The organism is Methanocaldococcus infernus ME (genome assembly GCF_000092305.1).
Classification (GTDB): domain Archaea; phylum AGJL01; class Methanococci; order Methanococcales; family Methanocaldococcaceae; genus Methanocaldococcus; species Methanocaldococcus infernus.
Genome location: NC_014122.1, coordinates 421226 through 444562, shown reverse-complemented (window position 1 = coordinate 444562; position 23337 = coordinate 421226). Strand labels below are relative to the sequence as shown.

Sequence of the window (23337 nt, the reverse complement as noted above, 5' to 3'; positions counted from 1 at the left end):
AAATATTATAAAAATCTTAAAGCTAAATAGATTATAGCAAATGTAGAATGTGAGATTTATGGATATTTATAACCCTTACACACTAAAGAAGATTGGAGAAATTAGAGAGTTTAGTAGAGAGGAGGTTAGAGAAGCTGTAGATAAAGCTTACGAGAATAAGGAAAAAATGAAAAATCTTTCAGTTAGTAAGAGATACAATATTTTATTAAGAATAGCCAATGAAATAAAGAAAAGAAAGGAAGAGTTTGCCAAGCTATTGGCTATAGATGCTGGGAAACCTATTAGACAGGCGAGGGTGGAGGTTGATAGAGCTATTAAAACCTTTAGGTTATCTGCTTTTTACACTAAAGAGTTGAGAGGGGAAGTTTTAGAGGATGATGAGAAGCTAATTATTGCTAAAAGAGAGCCAATAGGCTTAGTTGGAGCAATAACTCCCTATAACTTTCCTTTAAATCTATCAGCTCACAAGATAGGGCCAGCTCTTGCTGTTGGTAATGTTGTTCTTCACCACCCTTCTCCAAAGGCTCCTTTGGTTTGTGTAGAGCTTGCTAAAATTATAGAGGAGAGTTTAAAAAAGTATGGAGTTGAAGGTTACTACTTACTAACTGGCTATGGAGATGTTGTTGGAGATGAGTTAGTGGTTAATGATAAAGTTAACATGATCTCTTTCACTGGCTCAACAAAGGTAGGGGAGCAAATTATAAAAAAGGCTGGCTTTAAAAAAGTTACTTTAGAGCTTGGAGGAGTTAATCCTAACTTTGTTCTCTCTGATGCTGACATAGATAGAGCTGTTGAAAGATTAGTTAAAGGCTCTTTCTTATATGCTGGGCAAGTCTGTATCTCTGTTGGAGTTATTTATGTAGATGAATCTATTTATGATAAGTTCATTAAAAAGTTTGTTGAGAGAGTAAAGACGTTAAAAGTTGGAGATCCTCTTAAAGAAGAAACAGATGTTGGCCCAGTAATTAGCTTAGAGCATGCTAACTGGGTTAAAGAGCTTATAAATAAAGCCTTAGAGGAAGGAGGAAATATCTTAGTTGGAGGAAAGGTTGAGAAAACTTTGGTCTATCCAACAGTTATAGAAGTTGATAAAGATAATATTTTATGTAAAACTGAAACCTTTGCTCCAGTTGTGCCAGTGGTTAAACTTTCAGAGGAGGAGATGTTAGAGCTTAACTTTGAGTTTGGCTTACACTCAGGAGTTTTCACAAGAGATATAAATAAAGCTTTATCCTTTGCTCAGAAGCTTGAATTTGGAGGAGTTGTTATTAATGACTCTTCCCTCTATAGAAATGACAGCATGCCCTTTGGAGGGGTTAAAAAAAGTGGCCTTGGTAGGGAGGGGGTTAGATATAGTATAGAGGAGATGAGCTATATAAAGAGCATTGTTATCTCCAAGTGAAACCTTTAGAAGGAAACTTTTAGAAAAAGTTTCATCAAAAGAGTTAGCTTGATGGGTTTTTATTTTTTCTTTCTTAGTTTTTTGCTTGTTTTTATTCTTTTTGAAAGATTTTTTTATTTTATAAAATCTACAAAAATTTGAATAAAAATATATAATTCTCCAAAATGGAAACATTTATAAAATTTCCAAAAGACCAAAATGTTTATATAATTTATGGGTATAAAAATATAGCTTGTGGAATTATGAAATATTTAATAATTGTTGATTATGATAGAGACTCTGAAAGGAAAAGAATAGATTATTTAATTGAGAAATGGAGAAATAAGGGGAAGATTGAGAAGATTAAGAAGATGGCTATCCTTGCAGAGTTAGAAGATATAGAAGAATTCTTAAATGAAATATTGGCTCGCTTGGAAAGAGAAGATGAGTTAAAAGTTTACAAAGTTGAAGAGATAAATAACAAGATATCACCAAGAAAGATGATTTTATCTTACAAACTGAAAGATAAAAAAGCTTTGGAAAGTTTTGTTGATTATTTAATGGCTAAGCTTAAGGCAAGTTATGAGCTAACCTTAGGAAATGTTAAAAAGTATACAGCTTACAGCAAAATGGGAAATGTTTCAATATTGGTTAAAGTTGATAATGAAAAAGTTATTTTTGAACTTGAGGGTTATGGCGAGGGGGTAGAGAAAATAAAAGAGAGAATTGACAAAGATATGAAGCTATTCCTTGGTGAAAAAGATGAGTTTGTTCTCTGAGGGAGATTATAAATCCTTAGAAAAGGCTATGAGGAAGGTTAATAGAGTGTTAAGGGATGGCTATGATATAATTTATGAGCCATTTGAGAAGAGGGTTGAGTTGTGGAATCATATAAAGGAGAGTTATGAGAGATACAAAGATGGAGAATTTGGAGACTTCCTTAATGATATTGATAGAGACATAAGGAGAAAGTTTGAGTGGGCTTTGGCTGTATTAGCCTTTAGCTTTCATTACAATAATGAACATTTCCCAGGGGTTAAGAGATACAATAAAAAGGAGTTAGAGCTTGTTGAGTATATCTTAAAATATAATGTTTTTGAAATCTGGGACACTAATGACATTATAAGAGAAATTAATAGGGCTAATAGAGATGCTAATAAAATATTGGAGCTTCTTAAAGAATACTATAATGGCATTGGGAAGAAAGTTGATGAAATAATTAAAGACTATAATGTAAAGCTTCCAATAAGGGATTATGCAAAGACCAAGTGGGAACTTTACAAGAAGAAAATGGACGAAGCTATATTCAAAGCTATGAGAGAGATAGATTGGTTTAGAGACTTTATAGAAGGTGTAGATAAAAAGATTGAGGATCTTGAAGTTAAGATTAGAGAGTTAAATAACTTTATTGATAAAGAAAGGAGAAGGTTGGAGGAAGAGCTTAGGCATAAAGAGGAAATTGAGTTAAGTAGATTAAGACAGTTGGAGGAAGAATTAAGAAGAAAGTTTGAAGTTGAAAAGGAGAAGATCAGGTTAGAGATTGAAATGAAGAAAAATAGAGAGCTTCAAGAGATGCTTAAAAAAGAGCTTAGGAAAGTTGAAGAGGAGTATAAAGAGTTAATTAATAAGTTAAATAGCAAGATTAGAGAGTTAGAAAGAGAGAAAATCTCATTAAAGGAAGAGAAAGAGAAGCTTGAAAGTCTCTTAGATAAGATAAGAAAGGCTAAGAAGGAAGGGTCAAGATTTGTTAGGTTAGAAGATGCTCTATATTATGAAGAGTGGTTTATTGGAAGGTTGGAAAAGAAGTTAGATGAGATAAAAGGAGGAGTAGATATAGAAGGAAAGAACTTTAAATTAGTCTCTGTTAGGGAATATTATGAATTTCCAGATCCTCCAAGGAATAGAGAGATTGTAGCAATCTTGGAAGAGAAAAAATTAATTCCAATTGGTAAGAAGGAGAGGATAAAGTTTATTGGAAAATTCTTAGCCAATAAAGAGAACTTTAGAAAGATGGGCTTTGATACATATCCAATTTCCTTAAGTGAGATAATTAAAATTATAGATAGTGTTAGATATGAAGATTTTGATAAGATTGTTATCTTAATAGCTTCTCCAACAGGATTTTCTAAGGAAGTAATGGATTTTGTTGAATCTGAAGACTTTAGGAGAAGGTATCTATCTAAGAAAATAGCTTTAGCTATCTTTGATGTTGAGGTTGGTAAGCTTTACTACAATGAGATAGATGAGTATGTAAAAGCCTTAGCTCCTGTCCTATCATTGGAGTTTGATAGAGAAAAGATAGAGAGATTAAAGAAATATATTGATGAGAATATAATTATTAAAGGATATGTAACCTTAGAGGAAGCTGCTGAATTGGTTGGTGATGAGAGGTTGGCTAAGAAAGTATTCTATGAATACAAAGGTGGAGAGTGTAAATATATAAAAGATGTTGGGTTAGTTCTTGTTAAAAAATAAAAAATTTGAGGTGATCTTTTATGAGTCTTTGGGAGAGAATAAAAAATAAATTCCAAAAAAATCCTATAGAAAAATTAACAATAAGGGATTTAGAAGGGGAAAAGATTAGATTAAAAAGTAAGTTAGACAGGGTTAAGAAAGAGATAAAATCTTTAGATAAGAAAAAGAAAGAACTCTTTAAGGAAGGGATTGGAGCTGATACCTTAACAAAGAAGATGCTTGCTCAGGAAATAAAAAGTATTGAAATGGAAATGAAGTTAAAATATAAAACCTTCATAACCTATCAAAAACAATTTACCTTTGTAAATAACCTTTTAATTGTTAAGAAGTATGAGAAAGAGTTGAAGAATATAGGAATGTGGAATAAAATAATTAATATCCCTCCAGAAATGTTAGAGAAAAAATTAAGTGATATCATTCTTGACAGTAAAGAGTTTGATAGTGTAGTTGAAGGGTTAAATAAAGTCTTTGAAATGAGAGTTGATGAGATTGATGAAGAATCTGACACTGCTGAGAAAAAATTATTTGAAGCTTGGAAACAAGTTGAGAGTGGAAATATTGATGCTGATGAAATTGTTGAGAGCTTAGAGTTAGAGAATGAAGATGAGGATGAAGACATATTTAAGGAAATAAGAAAATGATTACTCTATTTTTAAATTTTTATATGTTTTTTTAAAATAATATGGTGATCTAATTGAAATTCTACAATAGAGAGGAAGAAGTTAGATATCTAAAAACTTATTGCCAGTTGGAGCCAAACTCTATTTTATTCGTTTATGGTCCTAAATCTTCTGGAAAAACGACAGTGATGCTTAAAGTTATTGAAGAACTTAGAAATAAAGATATAGTGTTTTTCTACTATGATTTAAGGAAATATGCTACGCCAACAAAGGAAGAGTTTTTTAAAATATTTTTTGAAAGATCTGATAAAAAATATGTTCCTAATAAGCTGGAATTTAACTTAGGAGTTTTTAAATTCGGAGTTGAGAGAGAGCTAAATTTTAAAGAGTTCTCTTTAAACGATGTCTTTGCTAAGATAAATGAAAGTATTAATGAAGTTATAAAAGAGGGGAAAAAGCCGGTTTTAGTTATAGACGAGCTTCAAAAGTTAAAAAATATTTACTTTAATGGAGAAAAATCTTTATTAAACGAGCTATTTAACCTCTTTGTACATCTAACCAAAGTTAGACATTCATGCCATGTCATCTGCTTAACTTCTGACACCCTATTTATTGAAGAAATATACCAAAACTCTACATTAGAAAACGCTTCCGAATACTATTTAATTGATTGGTTAGAAAAAGAAGACATTAAAAAAATCTTAAAAGAAGAGAACTTCAGTGAAAAAGAGATAGATTACGCTATAAACTACCTCTCCTTACCATATGAAATAACCGAGTTAATAAATAATAAAAAGCTTGGCTTAACAGTTGAAGAAACCATAAAAAAGTGGATAAATATTGAAAGAGATAAATTAATTTACCTATTAAAGACAAACAGAGAGAGGAAAGAAAACCTATTAAGAGTTTTAAATAAATTTAAAAACAGTATTGAAGTGAATATTGACAACTTTGAAGATGAAATTTTTGAAGACACTAAATTTCTAATAAAAAATGAAATTCTCTTCTATGACATTATTAACGGCATAATAAAGCCAACATCAATAAAAAAATGGTATTCCATAAGAAATTTAGATATTAAAAGGTGATAAAAATGATAAATATGCTAAAAAAATTGTTTTCTAAAAATAAAAATCCTTTAGATTTACCAATAAAAGAACTAAATGAATCAAAAATAAAACTAAATATACAAATTGAGAAGTTAGAGAGAGAAATTTTAACAATAGATAACCAAATTAACCAACTGTTTGAGAGAGCAAAAAATTCTAAAAGTAAAAGTGAAGAGCTAACAATTGCTACAAAGATAAAAACTCTAAACCAGAGAAAGAAGCAATTACAAAATTCTCATGCATTGTTAAATAAACAACTTAGATTTATAGAGAACTTACTCATAGTTAAAGAAAATGAACACATCCTAAAATCTACTCCCCTCTGGAATATTCTAAGAAATATGTCTCAAGGTGAGTTAGAGAGGTATCTAATTAAAATGAAATTAGATAAGGAGAATCTAATTAATTCTTTAAATATGGCTCTTGGGATCACAGACAGTCTCTTAGATTCAACATCTGAAGAGCAAGATGAAGATATTCAAGATATCCTAAATACTATCCATGCTCTTAAAGAGGGAGAGTTAGATGTAGAGGATGCTAAGAGAATAATCTCAGAGGAAAATAAAAAGAAGCTCTTGGAAAACTAAATTTTTTTTTGAAATAAAATATTCATTAGGTGGCATATATGGAAATTGACTTATCTGGAGTACTATTTAGCCAATTTAAAAAAACCAAAAGAGAGTATGAAAAAGCAAAAGAGCAAAATAATACTATCTTAGCCAAGAAAAAAGCATTAGAGTGTGCAAAGTTATTAAGGTTGCTGGCTAAGTATGATAAATACAATGAAAAAAGTTATTTAGAGAAGGCTGAGAAGTGGGAAATGGTAGCTAAAAATATCAATAATATTTTATTATCAAGCTCAGAGAAAAGAACTGAAGAGATTCCAAAGAAAAGATCTGAGAGAGTTAAAGAAGAGGATGAATTAGACAAATTTAAGAGCTATGTTAAAAATAATCTTATTCAAAAATCTTCAGTGAAGTGGGATGACATTGGTGGCTTGGAGGATATTAAAAAGCTGTTGATGGAAACTATTGTTATCTCAGCTCTACAGAAGCCAGCATCAATAAAGCCATGGAAAGGAATTTTACTTTTTGGCCCTCCAGGGACAGGAAAGACTTTATTAGCCTCTGCCTGTGCTGGAAGCTTAGATGCAACATTTTTTAATGTTAAAGCCTCCTCAGTTTTAAGTAAATACTTTGGAGAATCTTCAAAGATCATCTCAGCTCTTTATGAAGTAGCAAGGGAGTTACAGCCAAGTATTATATTTATAGATGAGATTGATGCTCTAACCACTAAGAGAGGGGAAGACACAAGTGAAGCCTCAAGGAGAATGCTCTCCACATTATTAACTGAGCTTGATGGATTTCAGGATAAGGGAAGTGACAACTTAGTTCTAACCTTGGCTGCAACTAACACACCTTGGGACTTAGATGAGGCTATTTTATCAAGATTTTCAAGAAGAATTTACATTCCCTTGCCAGACAAGGAGGCTACAAAAGAGATAATTAAGATTAACACTAAAGGGCTTGAGTTAAATGTTAACTTAGATGAGATTGCTGAGAAGTGTGTAGAGAAGTTATATTCAGGTAGAGACTTAAAAAACTTATGCCAAGAGGCTATTTGGAACATGATCAGGGATGTTAATAAAAATTTACATGAGTTGGCTAAACTTCCTTACAATGAATTGAAAAATAAAAAGTTGAAAGTAAGGCCACTAACTAATGAGGACTTTGAAGAAGCCTTCAAAAAGATAAAAAGCCCTTTAACCAAGTCAGAGATTAAAAAGTATGAGAAGTGGGCTGAAGAATTTGGAGGGTGAAAGAGTGAAGTTAAAGATAATAGTTACTCTCTTATTGGTTGGAGTTCTGTTAAATATAAATTTTGTCAGTGGAGAATTAGGAAATCCTAAATTAGATGTTTCAATATCTATAGATCCTTACCAAATTCCTGCTGGAGGCTCTGGAACATTAACAGTTTATATAAGAGAGGTTGGTGGTGAAGATTGGGCTAAAGATGTAGTAGTTAAACCTTATTCAAATGATCCAAACATTTATATTAGCCCCTCTAAGTCTTCACCAGTAAATATTGAAAAATATGGCTCAGCAACATTTACTTTTAAGATATATGTAGATAAAAACGCAAATCCTGGAATTAAAACTATTTATGTTGATATTAATTATTATGATACTGGTTTATTAGATGTTGGCGAATTTTTCCATTCTGAAACTTACTCAACTACTTTTGAAGTTATTCCTGCTGAAGGATCTTTATATATTGAATCAAATCCACCAGGGGCGAAGATATATATTGATGGTAAATATATGGGAATTACTCCAAAAACAATAGATGTTACACCAGGAAGTCATGAGTTAAAGTTAGTAAAACAGGGATTTGAGGAATATAGTACTGAAGTTTATATTTCTCCAGGAGAGTTTAAAACTATTAACGCTAAATTGGTTCCTAAGTTTGGATATCTAACAATTCACAGTACTGAAGGAGCTAATGTTTATATTGATGGTAAATATGTTGGGCATCCTCCAATTCACATTAAGTTAGATAGCGGATATCATACTATAAAAATTACAAAAAAGGGTTTTAAAGACTACACTAAAAAGATCTATATTTCTTCAGGAGAGATTAAAACTATTGATGCTAAATTAGTTCCTATTGTAAGCTCTACATCTAATAAGAATAATATATTATTAAAACCATCAAGTTTAGAATCTTATGTTAATAATTATGGATTTCAAGCTGCTATATTATTAATAGGTTTAGTTTTAATAGGAGGATCTATACTATTTATAAAGAAGAAAAAGACAAAAAAGAAAAAAGAAAATAAAGATGTAGAAAAAAAGATCGATAATGTTATAGACTTTCCAAGAGAACTTTTAAATAAATATATTCCATTAGAAAAATTAGGGGAGGGAGGATTTGGAAAAGTTTTCAAAGTTAAAAGAAAAGGTGGAACATTACCAATAGCGTTAAAAATCCCTTCTCTTAATGAAAAAGCTAAGAAATCGCTACTAAAAGAAATAGAAGCTTGGAAAAATCTTAACCATCCAAATATCGTTAAAATGTATGACGCTTATATTGAGCCAATTCCTCACATTGAGATGGAATATATTGATGGAGTTAAATTAAATGGAAAAATTATTAGAGATTTGGATAAGTATCCTAAGCCCTTGGATCCAAAAGAAGCTTTAAGGATCGTAAAACAGATCGCTGAAGGATTAAAACATGCTCATTCAAGGGGAGTAATTCATAGGGACATAAAACCATCTAATATTTTACTAACCTCCGACATAATTCCAAAAATTTCTGATTGGGGATTGGCTAAGATAGGAGCGAAATCTTCAACAACATCGGCAAAGGCTTTAACGTTACTATACTCAGCTCCAGAACAAATAGACGAAGGAGAATATGGAAAAACAGACGAGAGAACAGATATTTATCAGTTAGGAGTTTTATTTTACGAGTTATTAACAGGAAAACTGCCTTATGAAGGTTCTTCCCCTGCTCAAGTAATATCAAAAATAATAAATCCAAGTATTAAACCAACCCCTCCGTCAAAGATTAATCCAAAATTATCAATATTTAACGGAATATTTGATAAGTTCTTAGCAAAGAGAAAAGAAGATAGATTCCAATCAATGGACGAAGTTTTAGAAGCTTTGAATTCATTAGAAGAGTTAATTAAAGAAAAAGAAAAACTTGAAGAAACTCTAACAAAAACAACAGAACTAATTAAAAAATCAACTGATAAAAAAGAAATTGAAAAACTTATAAAAGAGTTTGTAGAAACTTCAACAAAGCTCGCTTTAAACTGTGCAAAAGCCAACGATAAGGTTGGGTTATTGGAGGTTTTAGAAACCCTAAAAGCTTACGTTAAATCAGAAGAGAACAAAAAAGAATTAGAAAAAGCTATAAGAGACATAGAATACTTAATTAAAGAAGACATTCCAATAAGTAAGAACACCATTGAAAGACTTGAAGTTTTACTAAATAGAATTAGAAAAGAGCTATAAAGGGTTACCTATGGAAGTTTCTGGGATGGAGTTTTCAACTATAGATTTTCCAAAAAAGGCTTCTACAGTCATCTTTCTCTCAGGATGTAATTTTAGATGTTCATACTGTCATAACTTAGAGAATATTTTAAAAATTAAACATAGTATAACTGTCAAAGAGTTTTTAAAAAGGGTTGATCCTCTTCTCACTGAAGCCATAGTGATCTCAGGGGGAGAGCCAACTTTACAAGAGGAAATTATTGAATTAGCAAGAGAGGCTAAGGACTTAGGATATTTGGTTAAGTTGGACACTAATGGAACAAGGCCAGAGATTGTTAGCAAAATTTTGGAATATTTGGATTATATAGCCATTGATGTTAAATGCCCATTCTATAAATATAGGGAGCTAACAAGATGTAAAGAAAATGAGGAAGAGATTAAAAATAAAATATTAAAAACCATAAATCTCTCTTTAGAGGCTGGGGTTTATGTAGAGTGTAGAACTACCTACATCCCAAAATTTATGGATAGTAAAGATATAGAGGAGATAGCAAAAAATATTAATTGTAACTTATATGTGATACAACAGTATGATCCTACAAAAGCTTATGATAAAAGGTTTAGAGAGTTTCCAATGCCTAAAAGGGAAGAGTTGGAAAAGTTAAAAGAAGTGGCTGAAAGATATTTAACTAATGTTAAGATAAGATGCTACTGGTGAAATAAAATGGAAATCATAAATTATATTGTCTTAGTGTTGGCTATTTTAACAAGCTTAGCCTCACTTCTGCAGAAGGATCTTATTAAGTGCATAATCCTCTCTGGCTTTGCTGGCCTCTGTGTAGCTTATCTTTACTATGCCCTCTTAGCTCCAGATGTAGCCCTAACAGCTGCTGTTTTGGGTGGAGCTATCTTGCCAGCTCTCTTTGCCTTCACAGTGAGAAGAACTCAGAGAATAGATGAGTGAAACCCTTGGATATTTACAAAGAATACAATAAATTTATAAAAAAATTTGCCATTGTGATAGCTCTTTCACTCTCCTTAATTTTGAGTTATGCCTACTTGATAAGTGTAATTGAAAATGTTGATTTCTTCACAGCCCTCTATTTTAGTGTTATAACCATAACTACAACTGGCTATGGAGACTTTACTCCAAAAACTTTTTTAGGGAGAGCTTTAACCATCATCTACCTAACCTTTGGTATTGGAATAGTTATGTATCTCTTTTCCCTCATAACTGAGTTCATAGTTGAGGGAAAGCTTAAAGAGCTTATAAGGGTTAAAAGAATGGAGAACCTAATAAAGAGCTTGAAAGACCATTATATTGTCTGTGGCTATGGGAAATTGGGTAGAGTAATAGTCTATAAACTTTTAAGGGAAGGGGTTAAGGTTGTTGTCATTGAGAAGGATGAAGAGAAGATAAGAGAAGCTCTTGAGAAGTATAAAAATTTCATTTACATAATTGGAGATGCAAGGAAAGACATAATTTTAAAGAAGGCAAATATTGAAAAGGCTAAGTGCTTAATTGCTGCCCTCTCAGAGGATGCTGATAATGTCTTTGTTACTTTAACAGCTAAGGAGCTTAATAAAAATATTTTAGTTGTTGCTAAGGCTGATGAATATGAAGCTATAAAAAAGCTAAAGGCTGCTGGAGCTGATAGAGTTGTTTCTCCCTACCTAATTGGTGGGCTAAGGATGGCTGAGCTTAGCTTAAGATCAGGACTCTTAGATTTTCTACACACCTTTATTAAGGTTGCAAGTGATGAGTTTGATGAGGATGTTGATGTGAAGAAGATTAAAGTGGAAGAAGGTTCAGAGCTTGCATATAAAACATTAAGTCAAAGCCAAATTAGGAAAAAGACAGGATTAACTGTCTTAGGAGTTAAGAGAGGAGATGAAATTTATATAAATCCTGAGCCAACTTTTTTAATAAAGCCAGGAGATATTATCTATGCCTTTGGGCCAAGGGGTTGTTTTGTATTGTTAGAAAAGAAAGCTAAGGGAAAAGAAGGGAGAGAATGATCAGTAAGCCAAGAGGAACAAGAGACTTTACTCCAGAGGAAATGAAAAAAAGGAGATATGTGGAGAAAAAGTTAAGAGAGGTTTTTGAAAGCTATGGTTATGAAGAGATATTAACCCCAACCTTTGAGAGCTTTGAATTAATTGCTAAAAAAACTGGAGAGGAGATAAGGAAACAGTTATATGTTTTTAAAGATCATGGTGGAAGAGAGCTATCTTTAAGACCTGAGATGACTTCTCCAGTGGTTAGATTCTACTTGAATGAGCTAAAAAATTATCCTAAGCCCTTAAGGCTTTACTATTTTGCAAACTGTTTTAGATATGAAAGACCTCAGGCAGGAAGGTTTAGGGAATTCTGGCAGATGGGATGTGAATTAATTGGCTGTAAAAGAGAGGTTGCTGATGCTGAGGTTATCAACTTAGCTATAGATGGGTTAAAAAATATAGATGTTGAATTTAGCTTAGAAATTGGACACTTAGGAGTTTTGAGAGGAATACTAAGAAAATTTAAAGTTGGTGAGGAAGAAGAAGTTAAAATAAGGAGATTAATAGATAAAGAAGACTATGAAAGCTTAGATAAATATTTAACTGAGATACTGGATAAGGAGAAGAGAGATTTAATATTTAATATTTTAGAGCTTAAAGGAGGGAAAGAGATTTTAGAAGAGGCTAAGGAGTTATTAAAAGATTTCCCAGAGTCTTTAGAAGCTGTTAGGAATTTAGAGAATATATTAAAATATACTTATGACAATTATAAAATAAACTTTGGCATAGCAAGGGGTTTAGATTACTACACAGGGATGGTTTTTGAAATTTATGGGAAGAAAGGGGCTAAGCAGATCTGTGGTGGAGGAAGATATGACAACTTAATAGAAACCTTTGGAGGAGAGCCAGAGCCAGCTGTTGGCTTTGCCTATGGCTTTGATAGAATTATGATGAATGTAGATATAGAGATTAAAGAGGAGAAATATTTAGTTATTCCACTAAATGAGAACTTGATAGTTAAAGCTATGGAGATAGCTAATATATTAAGAAAGAAAGGGAAAAAGGTTGAGCTGGAAATCATGGGAAGGAAGTTGAGGAAAGCTTTAGACTATGCTAACAGTAAGGGGATAAGTAAAGTGGTAATTGTTGGAGAGAAAGAGGTTAAAGAGGGGAAGGTTACTATTAAAGATATGGAAAGTGGAGAGCAGAAATTGGTAGATATAGAAGTGATATAATGTTAGGGGAATATGTCTTAGTCTGTAAAGGAAGTTTTATAAATAAGGCTCCAATTGGAGCTTACATAAATAAAGATATTGCTAAGATCTATCTCTATGAAGGCTCACACACCTATGAAATTTTAAAAGAGAATAACTACTTTTCTTTAAATGTTGTGGAGCCAATAGATTTAGCCAAGGCTTTAATAAGTGATGAAGATGACTACTTATTTAATAAAGATATTCCCTTCCTAAAAAACTCTTTTTACTCAATCTTTTATGAAATTTTTGAAAGGAAAAGCTTTGAAAGGAAGGATAGGTTTGGAAAGGCTAAGGTTATGGTTATAAAGGCTAAGGAGATAGATAGGATTTACTTTAACAAGGTTCCTAAGCCTTACAATAGAGGCTCTTCCTTACTTGTTGAACTCTCTGTTCTATACAGTAGGTTAATTAAGTATGAAGATGAGGAACTTATGGAAGAGTTTTTAAGTTTATATAAGAAGGTTAAAAGACTTGGAAACAAGGAGTGTAGAGCCTTAGCTGATCTACTACTGTCTAAGTTAAGGGAGAGATATGCTAATGAAAATTTATGAAAAACTTTTAAATACTTATGGATATCAAAACTGGTGGCCTGCTGAGACAAGGTTTGAAGTTATTATAGGCTCTATCTTAGTCCAAGGAACTCAGTGGAGTAGAGTTGAGAAAGTTATTGAGGAGATGAAGAAGAGAGATTTAATTGATGAAGAGAAAATTCTAAAAATTGATGAGGATGAGCTAATAAATATAATTAGGAAGGTTGGCTATTATAAAAGGAAAGCAAGGGCTTTAAAAGAGCTTACAGGTTTCATAGTTAATAACTATGGCTCAACTGATGAGATGGCTAAGAGTGATGAAAGCTTAATTAGCTTAAGAGAAAAATTACTAAGTATTAAAGGAATTGGCAAGGAAACTGCTGATTCTATCTTACTCTATGCTTTAGATAGGGAAACATTTGTTGTTAATGCATACACAAAAAGGTTATTTGGAAGGCTAAATATAATTCATGAGAAAGATTATGAAAAAATTAAGAGATTTTTTGAAAGCCAGATTCCAAGAGATTTAAAGATCTATAAGGAGTATAATGCTTTAATAGTTGAGCACTGTAAAAGAGCTTGTAGAAAGGTTCCAAAGTGCTTAACCTGTCCATTAAAAAATATTTGTCCTTATAGTGAAGACTATGCTATTAAAGAAGTTAAGGGTTGAAAGCTCATTAAAAGTCTTGGAAAGTTTAGGTATAGATGAGGAGTTAAAAGAAACTTTGAGGGAGATGTTAAAGTTAAGGTTAGAAACCTTAGATTTTTATAAAAAAGTTTCAGCTAAGAAAAAGTATGAAGCTGTTTTAGCCTTCTCTGGAGGGGTTGATAGCTCAGCATCAGCAGTTATAGGGAGAGAGCTTTTTAAAATAAAGGCTGTCTTTTGCTACTCTCCTTACTTACATAAGGAGAGCTATTTAGATTATATCAAAGAGCTAACCAAGAAGTTAAAGATTAAGCTGGAAATAGTTGAAGTTGATTTAGATAGAATTTATAAAGAAAGTGTTATAGAAAATAGATATCATCCCTGTGGAAGATGTCATAAAATTATAGAAGAGAGTATTTATGAAAGGGCTAAAGACTTTGTTATCTTTGGAGATCTCTTAGCCTTTGGCTCACTCTCTTTTTATAAAGTTGATAACTTCTATAGGATTAATTTACCTTCCTTTTTTGCTCTAACAAAAGATGAGGAGAGGAAAATTTTAAAGAGTGAGAATATTGTTATAGAGCAAGGATATGGTTGTTCTCTTTTAAGGGAGTATCATATAAAAAATAAGAGCTATAAATTTACTATACAGAGAATTTTAAGAGAGGTTAGGGCTAAGGTTATTAGTCCTGATGAAGGATTTAAAAATATCTTACATATCTTAGAAGGTGAGAAATAAATGAAAACTCTCTCTATTTGCCCAATATGCCATAAAAGAATTCCTGCAGAGATCTATGAAGAAGATGGAAAAATTTGGATAAAAAAGAGATGTGAAGAGCATGGAGAATTTAAAGATATTTACTGGGGAGACTCTAACTTGTATAAAAAAGCTTTAAAGTATTGGTTTGACAACAAAGTTAAGGTTTATCAAAGTGAAACAAAAGATGGCTGTCCCTTTGACTGTGGTCTTTGCCCATCTCATAGGACAACCACTATATTGGCTAATATAGATGTAACTAACAGATGTAACTTAAACTGTCCTATCTGCTTTGCCAATGCAAACAAGACAGGAAAGGTTTATGAGCCAAGCTTTGAAGAGATTAAGAAGATGATGGAAATTTTAAGAAGTGAAGAGCCACCAACTCCAGCTATTCAATTTGCTGGAGGGGAGCCAACTGTTAGAGAAGATCTTCCAGAGCTTATAAAGTTAGCCAGAGAGATGGGCTTTTTACAAGTTCAAATAGCTACCAATGGAATTAGGTTAAAGAATTTAGACTATCTAAGGAAGTTGAAAGAGGTTAAGCTATCAACCATCTACTTACAGTTTGATGGAGTTACTGAGAAACCCTACTTAGAGGCAAGAGGGAAAAATCTATTACCACTAAAGAAGAAGGTTATAGAGAACTGTAGAAAAGTGGATTTTAGAAGTGTTGTTTTAGTTCCTACTTTAGTTAGAGGAATCAATGATGAAGAGGTTGGAGATATAATAAGATATGCTATAGACAATGTTGATGTTGTTAGAGGAATTAACTTTCAACCAGTTTCCTTTACAGGGAGGATAAATGAGGAGGAAAGGTTAAAGTGGAGAATAACCATTCCAGACTTTATAAAGTTGGTTGAAGAGCAGACAGAGTTTTTAGATAGAGAAGATTTTTATCCTGTCCCCTCTGTTGCTAAGTTAAGTGCCTTAGCCTCAAAACTTACTGAAGTTGAGAGGCCAACACTAAGCTGTCATCCTTGCTGTGGAGTGGCATCTTACTTAATAATCAACAAAGAGAAGAATAAGGTAGTTCCATTAACTAAAGTAGTAGATATAGATGGATTCTTAGAAGATGTTGAAGATTTGATAGAGAAACTTGAAGAGAAAAAGATGTCTAAGTTAATTGTTAAAGGAGAGCTGTTAAAAGATTTAATTAAGCACATTGATCTTAAGAAGTTGGATGACATTGGTTATAAGAGATTGGCTGAGCTAATCTTAAACATTATAAGAGGAGACTATAACTCATTGGTTAAGTTCCATTACAATGTTGTCATGGTTGGGTGTATGCACTTTATGGATCCTTATAACTTTGACATTCAAAGGGTTAGTAGATGTGCTATCCATTATGCTCTCCCTGATGGAAAGATAATTCCCTTCTGCTCTTTCAACACCCTATATAGAGAGGAGTATGAAGAAAAATATTCAGTTCCAATAAAAGAGTGGAAACATGCTAAGGGAATGTAAGGAAGGAACTTTATTAGATATTATAGTAACTCCAAATGCTAAGAAAACTGAAATTGTTGGGAGAGATGAGTGGAGGAATAGGTTGGAGGTTAAAGTTAAAGCTCCACCTGTTGAAGGAAAGGCCAATAAGGAGATAATTAAATTTTTCTCTAAGCTCTTTGGAGATGTGGAAATAGTTGCTGGAGAGAAGAGTAGTAAGAAAACAATACTTATAAGAAAGCCCTTAAAGGAGGTTGAAGAAATCTTAAATTCTCTTATATAGGGTGGAATCTTGTATATTGTTAGTATAGGGGTTGATATCTTTGACAATGATGTTAAAGCCAACCTTAACCTTGTGAGAGAAATAGATAGAGAGTTAAGAGAGCTAAGGGAGATAAATATTATTTCAAGGGTCTCCAATATAACTGGAGATGACATTGTTATTACTTCCTTAGTTCCTAATAAGGAGAAGATAGAGGAGAATAATAAAAGAGTGTTTAAAATTTTATATAACCATGCTGAAAGCTTTGATGATCTAAATGGAGTTTCTCAAGCCAAGGAGAAGGCTGGGGAAGGAATTTCATATGCTGTAGCTAAGGCATACTCTAAGTATGGAGATGCTATAGTTGTGGCATTTGACACCTATGGAGGGGAAGGGATAGTTAATGAGATGGCCTCATTTGTTAAAGAGATTGGAGAGAAGTTTGGCTATTCTGTTGGCTCCTCTGTGGAAACAAGATATATAGATGGCCTTGGCTATGTTGGAGAGGAAACAGATGATCCCATAGTTGTGATAACTGTAAAGAAATTAGAGGAGATAAAGAGATTAGCCTATTTAATCTATGGAGCCTTACTATCCTTTGAAAACTTAAGATTTGTTAGGAATGGTAGTGAAATTAATATAGTTCCTCCAGGAGTTATTTGTACAATGACAGCATTCTTAAATGGGAATATCATTGATCTCTATCAAGGGTTAAAAAATGTGGATTGAGAAATACTTAAATATATTATGTTGCCCTAAATGTAAGGGAGAGCTTGAATATAAAAAAGAGAGGAATAAATTAGTTTGTAAGAGATGTAAAAAAGAGTATGAAATTATTGACAATATTCCAATACTCAAAATTTAAGATTAAGGGGGAAAATGATAGCTGTTATCAAATTCTTGGGGACAAACTGTGAGTTAGATGTTTGTCATGCTATAAAGGTTGCTGGAGGTAAGCCAGAGTTGGTTTTTTTCACTGAGGAGAACTTAGACAACTACTCAGGAGCTGTTATCCCTGGAGGATTTTCTTATGGAGACTACTTAAGAGCTGGAGCTATAGCCTCTAAGATGCCTGTTATAAAAGCTTTAAGGAAGATGGTTGATGAAGGTAAGCCTGTCTTAGGCATCTGTAATGGGGCTCAGATTGGATTAGAGGCTGGATTCTCAAGAGGAACCTTAACAAATAATATAAATTCAAGGTTTATCTGTAAGTGGGTCTATATTAGAGTTGAGAACAATAAGACACCATTCACAAAATACTATAAAAAAGGAGAAGTTTTAAAAATCCCTATAGCCCATGCTGAAGGTAGATTCTTTGCAGATGATGAAACCCTTGACTACATGTATAGAAAAAAGATGATTGTCTTTAAATACTGTGATGAGACTGGAGAGGTTAGAGAAGAGGTTAATCCAAATGGTTCTATAGATAACATAGCTGGAGTTTGTAATGAAAACTTTAACTGTCTCTTATTAATGCCTCACCCAGAGAGAGCCTCTGAAAAAATTTTAGGAAGTGATGATGGCTTAAGAATGTTTAAGGGAATGATAGAATGAAGAAAGTGGGAATAGTGGATACAACCTTTGCAAGGGTTGATATGGCATCAGCAGCTATAAAGAAGTTAAAGGAGTTATCTCCAAACATAAAGATCATTAGAAAAACTGTTCCAGGAATTAAGGATTTACCAGTGGCTTGTAAAAAACTCTTAGAAGAGGAAGGCTGTGACATAGTTATGGCTTTAGGAATGCCTGGGAAGGCTGAGAAGGATAAGGTTTGTGCTCATGAGGCTTCCTTAGGCTTAATGATGGCTCAATTAATGACTAATAAGCATATAATAGAAGTTTTTGTCCATGAGGATGAGGCTAAGGATGATAAAGAGCTTGACTGGTTAGCTAAGAGAAGAGCTGAAGAACATGCTGAAAATGTCTATTACTTACTATTTAAGCCAGAGTATTTAACAAAGATGGCTGGGAAGGGGTTAAGGCAAGGATTTGAAGATGCTGGGCCAGCAAGGGAATAAAATGGAAATTCTTAAAATAATTACAATCTCAGACTTAGTAACTATTTTAAATTTAACTTTTGGCTTATTGGCAATTTATTTTAATGAGCCTAACTTTATCTACATTGCTGTTATCTTTGATGCCTTAGATGGCTATGTGGCAAGGAAGACTAAGACAGTTACAGAGTTTGGGAAGGAGTTGGATAGCTTATCAGACATAGTTAGCTTTGGAGTAGCAACAAGCTATTTTTTAGCTAAGGTTTCTATCTTTATAGCTATAATTTACTGTATAGCTGGCTCATTAAGGTTGGCAAGATTCAATATAGTTAATAGTAAAGACTTCATAGGCTTACCAATCCCAGCAGGGTCTTTATTTATAATAGCCTCTTTACAGTTGTTTAAAAATCCCCATATAATAATATTCTTATCTTTACTTGTTTCCTATCTTATGGTCTCAGACATAAAATTTAAAAAAGTAAGGGATTTGAGAGTTGGGCTATTGGTTTTTATCTCAATCATCTTAGCCATCCTCAACCATCCTGAGCCAATCTTTATAATAATTTTATTGTATATAGGTTACTCACTATATAGGAGAGAATAATTACAAAGATAGTTAAGATTAAAAAATAATAATCTTTTTTCTCTATCTTCTCATCATTTAGGGAGAAGTCACTATTCTCACTATATCCTCTTGAAACCATGGCTAAATATGTTCTCTCTCCCTGCTCATAAGCTCTTATCAATAGAGATCCAACACTGTAACCAAAAATTTTTAAAACTTCTTTATATTTCAAATTTTTTCTGTTAAAGCCTCTTGCTTCCCAAGCTATTAGCATCTTCTCCAAAAGTTCAAACATTAAGTATAAATATCTAACCATTATCCCTAAAAGAAGAGCCATAATATTGGGAAGTCCCAAACCTCTGAGGGCTTTTATTACACTATGCATAGGAGTAGAGATTGACAATAGAATTACTCCAGTGACAGCAACTAAAAATTTTGTGAAAAGTAGTAAGGCAAATACTAAACCCTCATAATAAACTGGGAAATATAAAATTTTGAATATTATGGTTTCTCCTCTAATGAATGGTTGTATAGCAGATAGAAATAGGCCAAAAGGTAAAATTAGGATAATTCTTTTAATTCCCTCAGTGAGTAAGTTAGATAAAGCTAATAAAGAGAGAAGGTAGAGCTCTAAAATAAGGGATGAGATAATATTATTCTGTAAATTTATGTAAATAATTATTAAAAAAATAGAAATTAACTTTATTTTTGGATGTATAGAGCTTAAAAAATTCCTTTTTAGAGTTAGTCTTTCCAAGTCTCTTATATTTCTATGCATTCAAAAACCTTAAAAAAATTTTTTATTGGGAAGAGGTTCTTTTTACAATGATTGAGAAGCCATAGGCTAAGGCAAACACTATTATAGTCCCTACAATCAAGGCTAAGATTTCACCAATCTTCCCTAATCCTGGGATTGAATAGTCAGGCATTGGAGCTGGAGCAACTGATCCCTCTTCTTCTAATCCAAGCTGTTCTAAGTTTTTCTCTAAAGCCTTTTCATTGGCAACCTTCTCAGCTGTACTTTCTAAGCCATCAGGGTTAGGGCTTGCTAAGAATGGGGCTAAGATACTTATTATTATAGCTACAACTAAACCATAAATTATAATTTTTTTGTTGTCCATTACATCACCTCTTTATGAGAAGACTTAACCAAATCTGGTTTTACATTTTTTAAGTAGGTTACAACTATAGCAGTTATTGCTCCTTCAATTATTCCTATTATTGCATGATACAGCCCCATAAAGAATAATCCTTTATCTAATGGGAATGTTCCTCCTATTGCCAGCTCTATGGCACATGCTATAGCTGCTAAAAATGTAGCTGCCCAGCCAGCCACAAAGGCAGCAACTGGAACACTTACTTTTTCCAGTGCCTTATATACATAGTACCCAACAAATCCTCCAATAATTCCCATGTTAAAGATATTTGCTCCCATAACCAACAATCCACCATCAGCAAAGAACAACCCTTGAACAATTAAAATAAGTGTTAACATTAAAACCCCAGCCCATGGGCTATCAAATAAAATTGCTGTTAGTGCTGCTCCAACTAAGTGCCCACTTGTCCCCCATGGGATAGGCATATTCATGGCTTGCATTGCAAATATCCCAGCTGCTAAGGCTGCAAATAGTGGGATATTTTTCTCATTAAGTGCTTTGGAAGCCCATCTTAAGGACATAACTATAAACACTAAAGAGATAACCCAAAAAAGGATACTTTCCCATAGTGGCATAAATCCATCTGGGATGTGCATGGTTCCACCTTCCTACTATTTTAAATTTTTGTAATAGCTAATGGGTAATCTTAACACTACTTTTAATACTATATATTGCTTTATATTACTTTCTATAAAGTATATTTTAATTGTTATTAAAATAGCTTAAATTTTTAATAAAATAGGTGTAAAAAAAATAAAAAACTTAAATCTTGTAAGTTATAGTTTTCCATTTTTAGCCATTTTTTTAATTTTAGCTTCATCAATTTTAAATCTATTAGCTAATTCATCAGCTATCTTAGCAGTTTCTTCTAAATCAATTATTAATTTTCTAAAGTTGTCAATAGCTCCGTTCAACTCTTCAGTTGAAGCTGTTAATTCCTCAGCGGTGGCAGCGAACTCTTCTGAGATTGAAGCAACATCTTGGACATCTCTTAAAGCTTTTTCAACATTCTCAGTTACGTTCTGAGCAGCTTGTTTAATTCCTTCTATCTTCTCATGAGCTTTATCAACAGCCTCTTTTATCTTTAAGAATGCGTTATTAACCTCATCTATAGCAACAACTCCTTTATCAACTTCATTCTTTCCAGTTAATCCTAAGTCTATTGTTTTTTCTATAGCCTCTCTTATCTCTTCAACTGTCTTATTGATGTCGTCTACAGACTTTCCAATCTCTTCGGCTAAGCCTTTAATTTCACTTGCAACTACAGCGAAACCTCTTCCAGCCTCTCCAGCCCTTGCAGCTTCAATAGAAGCGTTTAAAGCTAATAAACCTGTTTGCTCGGCGATATCTTTAATTAAAGCTGTAATCTCATTAATCTTCTGACTCTTCTTACCAAGCTCTTCTAACGCTCTTCCTAATTCATCAATAACGTTAGCTATTCTTTGCATTGTTTCTATAGCGTTTTCAACCTTCTCAACCCCAACCTGAGAAGCTTCTTCTACAGATTTAACAGCTTCAACTCCTTCTAACGCTGAGTTGTAAGCATCGTTGGCTAACTTATTAACATCTTCTAACTCTTGAGTTATATCTTGTAACTTATTAGACTGATCTGTTGCAGCTACAGCAACTTGGTTAGCAGCATCGGCAATTTGATCAGAGGTTTCTTTTAATCTTTCAACTTCTTCTTTAATAGAATTTACTTCTTCTTTTAATTTAATAACAACAGATAGTAAATCAAAAACAGTCTTAGATAAAAGATCTAAGGCTCTATTAACTTTCTTCTGAATTATATTTCTTCTCCCAGTTTCAGACATTCTTACAGTTAAGTCTCCATTAGCTACAGCATCCATAACCTTTTCTATATCTTTTATTAATCTTTCAACGTCTTCCTTCATTCTTTTACATTTTTCACATTCCTCTTTAAAGGTAATATATGCTTTTTTAGCACTATAGTAAATTTTTCCAATTTCATCATTTGGATCAAACTTTATTTTTTCGTTTCTCACAATATCGGTTTTACCTTCGGCAAACTCTCCCATAACTCTTACTAACTCATCCAACTGATCAAAGATGGTTTTCTTATAAAAAATAAACAATATCACAAAAAGTACTATTGACAAAACATCAAATATAACAATTATTGGAGAAAATCCGAAATTCAGAAGCACTATGATAGAAAAAATTATTAATAGTAACACATATATTCCTAATCCAGCCAAAATTTTTATCTTTACACTGATCCCCATAACCTCTTACCCCCTTACCCTATTTTTATTAAATAAAGTAAAAGAAAAAATAAAAATAAATATAATATTAAAGTTTATTAATATAGAGTATTGAAATATTATATATAAGGTTTAAAATTTAGGAGATATATAAAATTAATTTTTAGTTATTTTTTTAAATTAACAAAATTTTCAAAAAGTGAGAACATGAAAGCTGTTTCTATCTTAAGTGGTGGCTTAGATTCAACAGTGGCTACTATGTATGCTAAAGCCTTAGGCTATGATCTTTTGGCCATAACTTACAACTATGGGCAGAGAGCAGCTAAGAGGGAAATTGAAGCTGCTAAGAAGATTTCTGAGATTTTAAAGATTGAGCATAAAGTTGTAGAACTTAACTTTGTTAAAGAGTTTGGTAAAAGTGCCTTAATAACCAATAAAGAGATTCCTAAGCTAACATTTGAAGACTTAGATAGTGAGAAAGCCTTTGAAACTATGAGAGCTGTTTGGGTTCCTGCAAGGAATGTTATCTTCTTAGCTATAGCCAGTGGATTTGCAGAGGCTATAGATGGAGAAAAAATATTTATAGGCATAAATAAGGAGGAAGGAGTTACTTTCCCAGACAATACTATAGAGTTTGTAGAGGCTTTTAATAGAGCTCTTGAGTATGGAACTTTAAATAAGGTGAAGGTTGAAGCACCTCTCTATGATAAAACTAAGGAGGAGATAGTAAAGCTTGGGAAAGAGCTTGAGGAGAAGTTAGGAGTTAAGGTTTTGAAGTATAGCTACTCTTGCTATAAAGATAATGGAGAGAGCTTTTTACACTGTGGGGAGTGTGAAAGCTGTCTAAGAAGGAAGAGAGCCTTTAAATTGGCCAATATTGAAGATGAGACTAAATATTTAAGGTGAAGT

27 protein-coding genes are annotated in these 23337 nt (G+C 32.6%); 23 read left to right on the top strand and 4 right to left on the bottom strand.

The features are described from left to right. Positions 1–58 precede the first annotated feature (58 nt). The 22 genes from METIN_RS02440 to pssA all read left to right on the top strand — a co-directional run bounded on the left by METIN_RS02440 (position 59) and on the right by pssA (position 19085). A complete protein-coding gene (locus METIN_RS02440; protein ID WP_013099906.1) occupies positions 59–1402 on the top strand; it encodes a lactaldehyde dehydrogenase in 1344 nt (447 codons plus the stop codon). Positions 1403–1644: 242 nt separating this feature from the next. Beyond that, on the top strand, positions 1645–2160 hold the full coding sequence (locus METIN_RS02435; RefSeq protein ID WP_013099905.1) for a hypothetical protein: 516 nt from the start codon (positions 1645–1647) through the stop codon (positions 2158–2160). After that, positions 2144–3856: a coiled-coil domain-containing protein gene (locus METIN_RS02430; protein ID WP_013099904.1), complete on the top strand. Its 1713-nt coding sequence runs from the start codon at positions 2144–2146 to the stop codon at positions 3854–3856. The genes METIN_RS02435 and METIN_RS02430 overlap by 17 nt, the downstream gene beginning before the upstream one ends. A 20-nt stretch (positions 3857–3876) precedes the next feature. After that, positions 3877–4497, top strand: a complete 621-nt coding sequence (locus METIN_RS02425; protein ID WP_013099903.1) for a hypothetical protein — start codon at positions 3877–3879, stop codon at positions 4495–4497. Positions 4498–4550: 53 nt separating this feature from the next. Next, a complete protein-coding gene (locus tag METIN_RS02420; RefSeq protein WP_013099902.1) occupies positions 4551–5564 on the top strand; it encodes an ATP-binding protein in 1014 nt (337 codons plus the stop codon). Positions 5565–5569: 5 nt separating this feature from the next. Continuing rightward, positions 5570–6172, top strand: coding sequence for a hypothetical protein (locus METIN_RS02415; protein ID WP_013099901.1), 603 nt, complete (start codon positions 5570–5572; stop codon positions 6170–6172). Between the two features lie 38 nt (positions 6173–6210). After that, positions 6211–7404 carry an ATP-binding protein gene (locus METIN_RS02410; protein ID WP_013099900.1) on the top strand — a complete coding sequence of 398 codons (1194 nt, stop codon included), beginning with the start codon at positions 6211–6213 and terminating at the stop codon, positions 7402–7404. 4 nt (positions 7405–7408) lie between these two features. Next, positions 7409–9610, top strand: a complete 2202-nt coding sequence (locus tag METIN_RS02405) for a protein kinase domain-containing protein (RefSeq protein WP_232156308.1) — start codon at positions 7409–7411, stop codon at positions 9608–9610. 10 nt (positions 9611–9620) lie between these two features. After that, a complete protein-coding gene (locus METIN_RS02400; RefSeq protein ID WP_013099898.1) occupies positions 9621–10307 on the top strand; it encodes an anaerobic ribonucleoside-triphosphate reductase activating protein in 687 nt (228 codons plus the stop codon). A 6-nt stretch (positions 10308–10313) separates the two neighbouring features. Then, a complete protein-coding gene (locus tag METIN_RS02395) occupies positions 10314–10553 on the top strand; it encodes a DUF4040 domain-containing protein (RefSeq protein WP_013099897.1) in 240 nt (79 codons plus the stop codon). A gap of 5 nt (positions 10554–10558) precedes the next feature. Further along, the gene (locus METIN_RS02390) at positions 10559–11608 is read left to right on the top strand and encodes a potassium channel family protein (RefSeq protein ID WP_013099896.1); all 1050 of its coding nucleotides are present in this window, start codon (positions 10559–10561) and stop codon (positions 11606–11608) included. Next, on the top strand, positions 11605–12825 hold the full coding sequence (gene hisS / locus METIN_RS02385; protein WP_013099895.1) for a histidine--tRNA ligase: 1221 nt from the start codon (positions 11605–11607) through the stop codon (positions 12823–12825). The genes METIN_RS02390 and hisS overlap by 4 nt, the downstream gene beginning before the upstream one ends. Further along, the gene (locus tag METIN_RS02380; RefSeq protein WP_013099894.1) at positions 12825–13397 is read left to right on the top strand and encodes a DUF447 domain-containing protein; all 573 of its coding nucleotides are present in this window, start codon (positions 12825–12827) and stop codon (positions 13395–13397) included. The genes hisS and METIN_RS02380 overlap by 1 nt, the downstream gene beginning before the upstream one ends. Next, positions 13384–14046: an endonuclease III domain-containing protein gene (locus METIN_RS02375; RefSeq protein ID WP_013099893.1), complete on the top strand. Its 663-nt coding sequence runs from the start codon at positions 13384–13386 to the stop codon at positions 14044–14046. Before METIN_RS02380 ends, METIN_RS02375 begins: the two co-directional genes overlap by 14 nt. Next, positions 14021–14761 (top strand): 7-cyano-7-deazaguanine synthase, encoded by a 741-nt coding sequence (locus tag METIN_RS07710; RefSeq protein WP_013099892.1) that lies wholly within the window; start codon positions 14021–14023, stop codon positions 14759–14761. Before METIN_RS02375 ends, METIN_RS07710 begins: the two co-directional genes overlap by 26 nt. Then, positions 14762–16246 carry a tetraether lipid synthase Tes gene (tes, locus tag METIN_RS02365; protein WP_013099891.1) on the top strand — a complete coding sequence of 495 codons (1485 nt, stop codon included), beginning with the start codon at positions 14762–14764 and terminating at the stop codon, positions 16244–16246. Further along, the gene (locus tag METIN_RS02360; RefSeq protein ID WP_013099890.1) at positions 16230–16508 is read left to right on the top strand and encodes a DUF167 domain-containing protein; all 279 of its coding nucleotides are present in this window, start codon (positions 16230–16232) and stop codon (positions 16506–16508) included. Before tes ends, METIN_RS02360 begins: the two co-directional genes overlap by 17 nt. Before the next feature lie 9 nt (positions 16509–16517). Further along, the gene (locus METIN_RS02355) at positions 16518–17216 is read left to right on the top strand and encodes a hypothetical protein (RefSeq protein ID WP_013099889.1); all 699 of its coding nucleotides are present in this window, start codon (positions 16518–16520) and stop codon (positions 17214–17216) included. Further along, positions 17206–17352 (top strand): Trm112 family protein, encoded by a 147-nt coding sequence (locus tag METIN_RS07535; protein ID WP_013099888.1) that lies wholly within the window; start codon positions 17206–17208, stop codon positions 17350–17352. The genes METIN_RS02355 and METIN_RS07535 overlap by 11 nt, the downstream gene beginning before the upstream one ends. A 14-nt stretch (positions 17353–17366) precedes the next feature. Further along, positions 17367–18041 carry a phosphoribosylformylglycinamidine synthase I gene (gene purQ / locus METIN_RS02350; protein WP_013099887.1) on the top strand — a complete coding sequence of 225 codons (675 nt, stop codon included), beginning with the start codon at positions 17367–17369 and terminating at the stop codon, positions 18039–18041. Continuing rightward, positions 18038–18505 carry a riboflavin synthase gene (gene ribC / locus METIN_RS02345; protein ID WP_013099886.1) on the top strand — a complete coding sequence of 156 codons (468 nt, stop codon included), beginning with the start codon at positions 18038–18040 and terminating at the stop codon, positions 18503–18505. The genes purQ and ribC overlap by 4 nt, the downstream gene beginning before the upstream one ends. Before the next feature lies 1 nt (position 18506). Further along, a complete protein-coding gene (gene pssA / locus METIN_RS02340) occupies positions 18507–19085 on the top strand; it encodes a CDP-diacylglycerol--serine O-phosphatidyltransferase (protein WP_013099885.1) in 579 nt (192 codons plus the stop codon). On the opposite strand, the gene cbiQ is transcribed toward pssA, so the two are convergent. From cbiQ to METIN_RS02320, 4 genes are all read right to left on the bottom strand, one after another. Next, positions 19036–19824 carry a cobalt ECF transporter T component CbiQ gene (gene cbiQ / locus METIN_RS02335; RefSeq protein ID WP_013099884.1) on the bottom strand — a complete coding sequence of 263 codons (789 nt, stop codon included), beginning with the start codon at positions 19822–19824 and terminating at the stop codon, positions 19036–19038. The two genes, pssA and cbiQ, sit on opposite strands and share 50 nt — an antisense overlap. A 22-nt stretch (positions 19825–19846) precedes the next feature. After that, positions 19847–20167, bottom strand: coding sequence for a PDGLE domain-containing protein (locus tag METIN_RS02330; protein ID WP_013099883.1), 321 nt, complete (start codon positions 20165–20167; stop codon positions 19847–19849). Continuing rightward, entirely contained in the window at positions 20167–20799 is a 633-nt protein-coding gene (cbiM, locus tag METIN_RS02325; RefSeq protein ID WP_013099882.1) for a cobalt transporter CbiM, read from the bottom strand. The genes METIN_RS02330 and cbiM overlap by 1 nt, the downstream gene beginning before the upstream one ends. Before the next feature lie 180 nt (positions 20800–20979). Next, on the bottom strand, positions 20980–22449 hold the full coding sequence (locus METIN_RS02320) for a methyl-accepting chemotaxis protein (protein ID WP_013099881.1): 1470 nt from the start codon (positions 22447–22449) through the stop codon (positions 20980–20982). Positions 22450–22587: 138 nt separating this feature from the next. Here METIN_RS02320 and queC point away from each other — a divergent pair, with 138 nt between their 5' ends. Beyond that, entirely contained in the window at positions 22588–23334 is a 747-nt protein-coding gene (gene queC, locus METIN_RS02315; RefSeq protein ID WP_269479002.1) for a 7-cyano-7-deazaguanine synthase QueC, read from the top strand. Positions 23335–23337: the final 3 nt, after the last annotated feature.